Origin of the sequence: Bacillus sp. J33 (assembly GCF_000518885.1) — a bacterium.
In the GTDB taxonomy this organism is placed as follows: domain Bacteria; phylum Bacillota; class Bacilli; order Bacillales; family Cytobacillaceae; genus Cytobacillus.
This window is the reverse complement of record NZ_JAEL01000081.1, coordinates 20,603-27,102: the sequence shown is the minus strand read 5'-3', so window position 1 is coordinate 27,102 and position 6,500 is coordinate 20,603. Positions and strand designations below refer to the sequence as shown.

Sequence of the window (6,500 nt, the reverse complement as noted above, 5' to 3'; positions counted from 1 at the left end):
GCTGTTCTAGAACTTCAATGACCGGAAGGTCATCCACTTGAAGTTTTCGATAAGGTTTATTTACGGGCTGTTCAGTAGGTTTAACGAACATGCTTTTACCAATCAATAAAGTAAGCAATGTTCGAATGAGTTGTTCTTGATAGTTTATAAAAGTTAATAAATAGGTTATAATTTGAGGGTACAAATTGTCACTTCCATTCTTGGTTGTTGGGTGTGTGGTAACCTCAATTATCCAAAGAATTTAGGGGGTGGCAATTTTTTTGCCTATAAAGCCCTCTATGGAGATATTTTATAACCTATTTCTTATAGAAGTTTTGACAATACGATTCAAAAAAGGGGGGGGAATGAATGACGATTGTTCATATTCTAAACTTCTCGATTCCAATTGCCTGTGTTTTTCTTTTTGGTGTTATGGTTGATCGGATGTGCAAACCGGATGTATCAGAACATGAAGCAAATGAATAAAAGCTTATTTTGACAAAGCTGCTGAATATCAGCGCTTTTTTGTTTTATCGTTCCCGCTGCTGTTTTGTCGCTCTGTCAAAGCAAAAATTTAGTTTATTCGCAACTCCGTGAATATTATAGGCAGCTTTCCAAATTTATTAGACAGCTTCACCTCATTCTCCCAATAAAAAAGAAACCAATCCTTCCTAGGACTGATTTCCCGTTCTTGGCAATATTAAAATTTCTACCCGCCTGTTTTTGGCTCTGCCTTCCTTTGTTCCATTTTCGGCAACCGGCTGGAATTCGCCAAATCCCTTTGCGCTGAACCATTTTGGATCAAGCTTTTTATTATACAGGATTATTTTCATGAAATTTACTGCCCGCATCACACTCAGTTCCCAATTGGATTCAAAGCTAGAGTTCCTGATTGGCACATTATCGGTATGTCCGCTGATAATGATATTTCGGGGCGGATCCATGACAAGAAGCTCTCCAATTTCATTTGCTATTTTTAAATCCTCAGTACGCACCTCGGCACTGCCTGAGCTAAACAGCACATTATCCCTGATTGATACAAGCAATCCTTCCGTAGTCAAAGATGTTTCCAGCTTCTCTGCCAAGTTCCTATTCTCGATAAATGCATTTACTTTCTGCTGAAGAGCAGCCAGCTCTTCCTGATCAGCATCCTGCTTTTGCTTCTCTTTTTCCTGCTTATCCAGCGAAGCAAATCCATCGTCTTTACTTGGTTTATCTAAAACAGCATCAGTTGATTGCATTTGGCCTTCAGGCATGGGGCTTGGAAATTCCAGCACTCCTGTTCCTCCGGTAAAAACATCATTAAATGCTTTCGAAAGCTTTTGAAACTTTTGTGCGTCAATCGAACTCATTGCAAAGAGAACAATGAACAGAGCAAGCAGCAGGGTCAAAAGGTCAGCATATGGCAGAAGCCATGATTCGTCTACATGTTCCTCATGGTGCTGCTTCTTTTTCCGTCTACTCATCCTTTGTCACACTGCTTTCCTCAAGAAATCTTCTCCGTTCACCCGCTGGAAGATAAGAAGCCAGTTTTTGCTCAATCACTCTTGGCGCTTCCCCTTCTAAAATAGAAAGGATCCCTTCAATCATCATGCTTTTCAGTTTTGCTTCCTGCTTTGATTTTCTTTTAAGCTTATTGGCAAATGGATGCCATAGTACATATCCCGTAAAAATCCCGAGCAAAGTCGCTACGAAAGCCGCACTGATGGCATGCCCCAGGCTGGCTGTATCATTCATATTTCCCAATGCTGCAATCAGTCCAATAACTGCGCCCAGTACACCCAGCGATGGGGCATAGGTGCCAGCCTGTGAAAAAATCAAGGCTCCGGATTGATGCCTTTCTTCCATGGCCTCAATTTCTTCACTTAAAACATCTCGTATGTAATCAGCCGTCTGGCCATCAACAGCCAGGGACAACCCGTTTTTTAAAAAGGCATCCTCAATCTCATTGGTTTTGACTTCAAGTGCAAGCAGTCCTTCTTTTCTTGCCATCTGTGCCCAATCGGAAAACATTTTAATCATTTCCGCAGGGTCCATATGTTTCTCTTCCTTAAATAAGACCCTGAATAACTTTGGCACTCTTTTTATTTCACTAGTCGGAAAAGCGATGGAAACAGCAGCTGCCGTTCCCAATATAATAATCAGGATCGCTGCCGGGTTGAGGAGCACAGCAGGGCTTACCCCTTTATATACCATTCCTACTCCGACTGCAATAATTCCTAGGATTATTCCCACTATCGTTGTTTTATCCATCCATGCCACACCTATCTATGTAGTCTACTATGCGTTCTTTCTATTATTAATTTCGGATACTTTTGACAGTTCTTTAGGAATTTTTTCTTGCACGGCACCAAAAAAATAAGGACAGGAACTAACCCCTGTCCAAATTTACCCAAAAATTATATCCAGCGGCAGCCGCAAAAATCTCTGTGTCTTCTGCGGTCATCCTCTGCTCCGCCTCGTCTGCGTCTGCAGCCATTTCCGGATCCGGCTAAATCCCTGTTACACCATAAGTCTCCAGCACCAGCTACATCATCATCACGGCGGTGTTTTCTGCGGCGGTCTTCCACTCCCGCTACATCGTCATCAAAGCGGTGTTTTCTGCGTCTATCTTCTATTCCTGCCACATCGTCATCAAAGCGNTNTTTTCTGCGNCTATCTTCTATTCCTGCNACATCGTCATCANNGCGNNNTTTTCTGCGTCTATCTTCTATTCCTGCTACATCGTCATCAAAGCGATTTTTTCTGCGGCGGTCTTCTATTCCTGCTACATCATCATCACGGCGGCGTTTTCNGCGTCTATCTTCTATTCCTGCCACATCGTCATCAAAGTGATTTTTTCTGCGTCTATCATCATCATCTCTGACAATCACTCTATCTGCACGAATTACGACTTCATCCGCATTAATCTCCAATCGTCTTCTCCAATCTTTTGACATTTTAGTACCTCCTTTCTTCTTGATACTATAGAATATGTTCATGAGAGGCTTCCCGCATAGACAATTGCCCATTGCGGCTGAAATTGTGCATGTCTGCATAAAAAAAATTAAAAAACTTCTTTCCTTTTATTGGAGAGAAGTTTTTCTAAGCTATACTTTTTGGAATACGAGATTGGTATTTTCTTTATTCAGGGGACATTTAAACTATTCAACATGGGGAACTTGGCCAGAAACTAAAATAATTTATTGTTATTTTTTCTTCATAGTTTTTAAAAATGGATGAATTGGTATTTTGCCTTCTTTTCGACATCATGCTATTAAATCGAAGCATTTTTTCATTCAGTTTTTGCTGCAATTCTTTCTTTTCTTCACTATTCTCACACTTTTTGATTAAGTCTTCGATTGTGAGCATTTCTTGTTTTATTTGACTTTCTTCTTCGGTATATCCTGCATTTTTCAAAATACGATATGCCATCCTCAGATTTTCCGGCACTGAAGCTAAATCATCAAAAGGAAGAGGTTTGCCGTAACCAGGCAAGTTTTCGAATTCTCCATCCTCGTATGCCTTTTTAATCCGATCTTCAGACATAATGGTAAAGAAATCCATTCCTTTAGTTCCCCCTTTACATAATTTGTTACTTTTTATTATATATTTTCAGCAGCTCTTATTAAAGTTTAAGGCTCTTTTTTCATAGGTTGTTGTTTTAATTTATAAGCAAATACCTTTACGAAAAGTGCCAAGTTTAATGAAAAAATAAGAAGCTTTCATTCCCAGCTTTTAAATTTTTCCTATTAAATTTGCATCCCGTGTGATCCCCTGCTGGCCCGGCTGCCAATTAGCAGGCACTCCCTTCCCGGTCTGCTGTGCATATTGGATTCCCTGCATGATTCTGACATGTTCATGAAGGTTCCGGCCGACTTCTCCGGGATAAATTAATTTTCCAGAGATGATTCCATTTGGGTCAATAAAAACGGAGGCCCGTACAGCAGCACCCGATTTTTCATCGAGAACCCTGTACGCTTTGCTAATGGCATGGGTTCTGTCACTGACCATCGGAAAATTTACATTTTTTAAAGAAGGAGATGTTTCCTTAAATACTTTATGCGAATAAACACTGTCCGTACTAATGGCCATCACTTCACAATTAAGTGCTTTTAAATATGGATTAATAGCAGCGACCGCCGCCAATTCTGTCGGTCAGACGAAGGTAAAATCGCTTGGGTAAAAAAACAGCAAAACCCATTTCCCCTTATAATTCTCCAAATTGACTTTTGTTATTTGGCTGCCAATAATGGCATCTGCAGTAAAAACTGGTGCACGATCTCCACGGCCCGCACAAAAATTTTCATCTGGCCCATTCAATCTCATTTCCCTCCTTCTCCTTCCAACTCTGCCTTATATACTTATGCACATATAGACAAATATGAACGTGAGGAATGAAAATAAGCTGACATATACATAGTCCTTAATCTAAGGGGAAAAATAGTGAAAGATCCTTATTTTAATGATGAAAGGAGAATTTCCATGTCACGGGGCGAACATTTCAATCATAAAAGAAAGCATCATCCAGGCAACTTTCCTGAACATACGATGGTAGAACGGCATACAACAGAAGCACAGGAAGATGAAGAATTAATTGTTACACAGGAAGCATTTAAAAACCGCTTTGAAGAGGATGAAGCTAAAGAACTAGAGGATCGTGCCAAAGAATAAAGGTTAGGGTCTGAATCATTTCAGACCCTATCTCATTATATTGCTTCAATATCAATATCTTTCAGCCAGGATGCACAAGCTTCAATGTCCTTGGAAAATATGCGGTCTTTTGTGATGGCAGGTACAACTTTTCTGGCTTCTTCAAAAAATCTTTTTGTTTTGTCAGCCATCTTTTCAGGCCCGCGATGCTCCGCTGCCTGCAGCGCACAAATAAGTTCAATCGCCAGGACTTTATTTACATTCTGAATGATCTGATAGGCGTGTCTTGAGCCAATCGTTCCCATGCTGACATGGTCTTCCTGATTACCAGAAGAAGGAATCGAATCCACACTCGCCGGATGTGCTAATGTCTTATTTTCCGAAACAAGGGAAGCCGCCACATACTGCAAAATCATAGCTCCTGATTGCAAGCCTGGTTCAGGGCTTAAAAATGGCGGCAAATCGCTGAGCTGCGGATTGACAAGCCTTTCTATTCTGCGCTCTGAAATATTGGCTAATTCGGCCGCTGCAATTTTCATGAAGTCCATTGCAAGCGCAATAGGCTGGCCATGGAAATTCCCGCCTGAAATGACACTTTCTCCATTATCAAAGATAAGCGGATTGTCAGTTGCTGCATTCATTTCAATTTCAAGCTTCTCTTTTACATAATCAAGAGCCTGCCAGGAAGCACCATGAACCTGAGGAATGCAGCGGATGGAATAGGCATCCTGGACCCTTATTTCTCCCTGCCTGGTAATCAGGCTGCTGCCTGACAGATACTCCCGCATTCTCCTCGCTGTATCCACTTGCTGTTTGTAGCCTCTTGCCTGATGGACATGTTCATCAAAGGCATCGATAATTCCGTTTAGTCCCTCCATTGTTACAGCTGCAATCAATTCACTTTGATATGCGGCTTTCTCTGCTTCAAGATAAGCCACCACCCCCATAGCAGTCATGGCCTGGGTGCCGTTAATGAGCGCTAAGCCTTCCTTTGCCTGCAAGGTTAAAGGTGCAATCCCTTCCTTATCAAACACCTCTAAAGCAGGTTTCCTTTCTCCCTTGTAAAATACCTCTCCTTCACCAACTAAGACAAGCGCAAGATGGGAAAGCGGCGCCAAATCACCGCTCGCACCAAGTGACCCCTGCTGTGGAATGACTGGGTGGATATGTTTATTAACAAGCTCAAGCAGAGTGTCAATAACAGCCGGACGTACGCCTGAAAATCCTTTTAATAAGGCATTGGCCCTTAAAAGCAGCATCGCTCTGGATACCGGCTCAGGAAATGGATCGCCGACACCGCAAGCATGCGAGCGGATCAGATTAAGCTGGAGATCCTGAACATCCCTCTGGTCAATCAGTACATCACTAAATTTCCCAAAGCCTGTGTTAATGCCGTAAACGACTTTTTCTTCACTAACGATTCTTTTGACTGCTGAATGGCTGCTCTTTACACTCTCCATACTCTCTTCTGAGGCCATTACTTTTTCACCTGCAAATAACACTCTTTTAACTTCTGCCAAAGTGAGAGTATTCCCATTTAAAGTAACCACTTTACTTTCCCTCCCATGCGTTAAAGTCACCATAGATCCTGTTAGATTTTCCATTTCATATCCTCCTCGGTACATTAGCGAGATAAAGAAAAGGCTGTATCTCAAACACAGGTTTGAAATACAGCCTTTTTTAAATGATTATTCGCCGTGTGATTTTTTTGATGGTTCATCTTTATCAGTCCAATATCTATATATTTTCTGAATATAATTAATTTTATGTGTCCTATTGGTCATTGTCAATTTTTTTTTGCCAGTTTTTAACAAGTTAGACTATTAGAATGGTAATACATTAAAGCATTTTCCCATAAAAAATCCGGCTCTTCACTTTCATTCGAAACA

Annotated in this window: 6 protein-coding genes and 1 pseudogene; 1 reads left to right on the top strand and 6 read right to left on the bottom strand. The window is 41.1% G+C overall.

Annotation, left to right across the window (positions count from 1 at the left end; all coding sequences use genetic code 11):
* The 5 genes and pseudogenes from L634_RS32890 to L634_RS0120665 form a co-directional block, all read right to left on the bottom strand.
* Positions 1 to 184: pseudogene (locus L634_RS32890) on the bottom strand (DDE-type integrase/transposase/recombinase); the annotation flags it as partial.
* Between the two features lie 466 nt (positions 185 to 650).
* Entirely contained in the window at positions 651 to 1,445 is a 795-nt protein-coding gene (motB, locus tag L634_RS0120685; RefSeq protein ID WP_026584096.1) for a flagellar motor protein MotB, read from the bottom strand.
* Entirely contained in the window at positions 1,438 to 2,232 is a 795-nt protein-coding gene (motA, locus tag L634_RS0120680; protein ID WP_026584095.1) for a flagellar motor stator protein MotA, read from the bottom strand. The genes motB and motA overlap by 8 nt, the downstream gene beginning before the upstream one ends.
* A gap of 894 nt (positions 2,233 to 3,126) precedes the next feature.
* Complete coding sequence (locus L634_RS31450) at positions 3,127 to 3,525, bottom strand: J-domain-containing protein (protein ID WP_051428380.1); 399 nt, start codon at positions 3,523 to 3,525, stop codon at positions 3,127 to 3,129.
* A gap of 171 nt (positions 3,526 to 3,696) precedes the next feature.
* The gene (locus L634_RS0120665; protein ID WP_232233807.1) at positions 3,697 to 4,287 is read right to left on the bottom strand and encodes a peroxiredoxin; all 591 of its coding nucleotides are present in this window, start codon (positions 4,285 to 4,287) and stop codon (positions 3,697 to 3,699) included.
* Positions 4,288 to 4,404: 117 nt separating this feature from the next.
* Between L634_RS0120665 and L634_RS0120655 the strand changes: the two genes are divergently transcribed.
* On the top strand, positions 4,405 to 4,632 hold the full coding sequence (locus L634_RS0120655) for a hypothetical protein (RefSeq protein ID WP_332249058.1): 228 nt from the start codon (positions 4,405 to 4,407) through the stop codon (positions 4,630 to 4,632).
* 35 nt (positions 4,633 to 4,667) lie between these two features.
* Here L634_RS0120655 and hutH read toward each other — a convergent pair whose 3' ends face one another.
* Positions 4,668 to 6,161: a histidine ammonia-lyase gene (hutH, locus tag L634_RS0120650; RefSeq protein ID WP_026584090.1), complete on the bottom strand. Its 1,494-nt coding sequence runs from the start codon at positions 6,159 to 6,161 to the stop codon at positions 4,668 to 4,670.
* Positions 6,162 to 6,500: the final 339 nt, after the last annotated feature.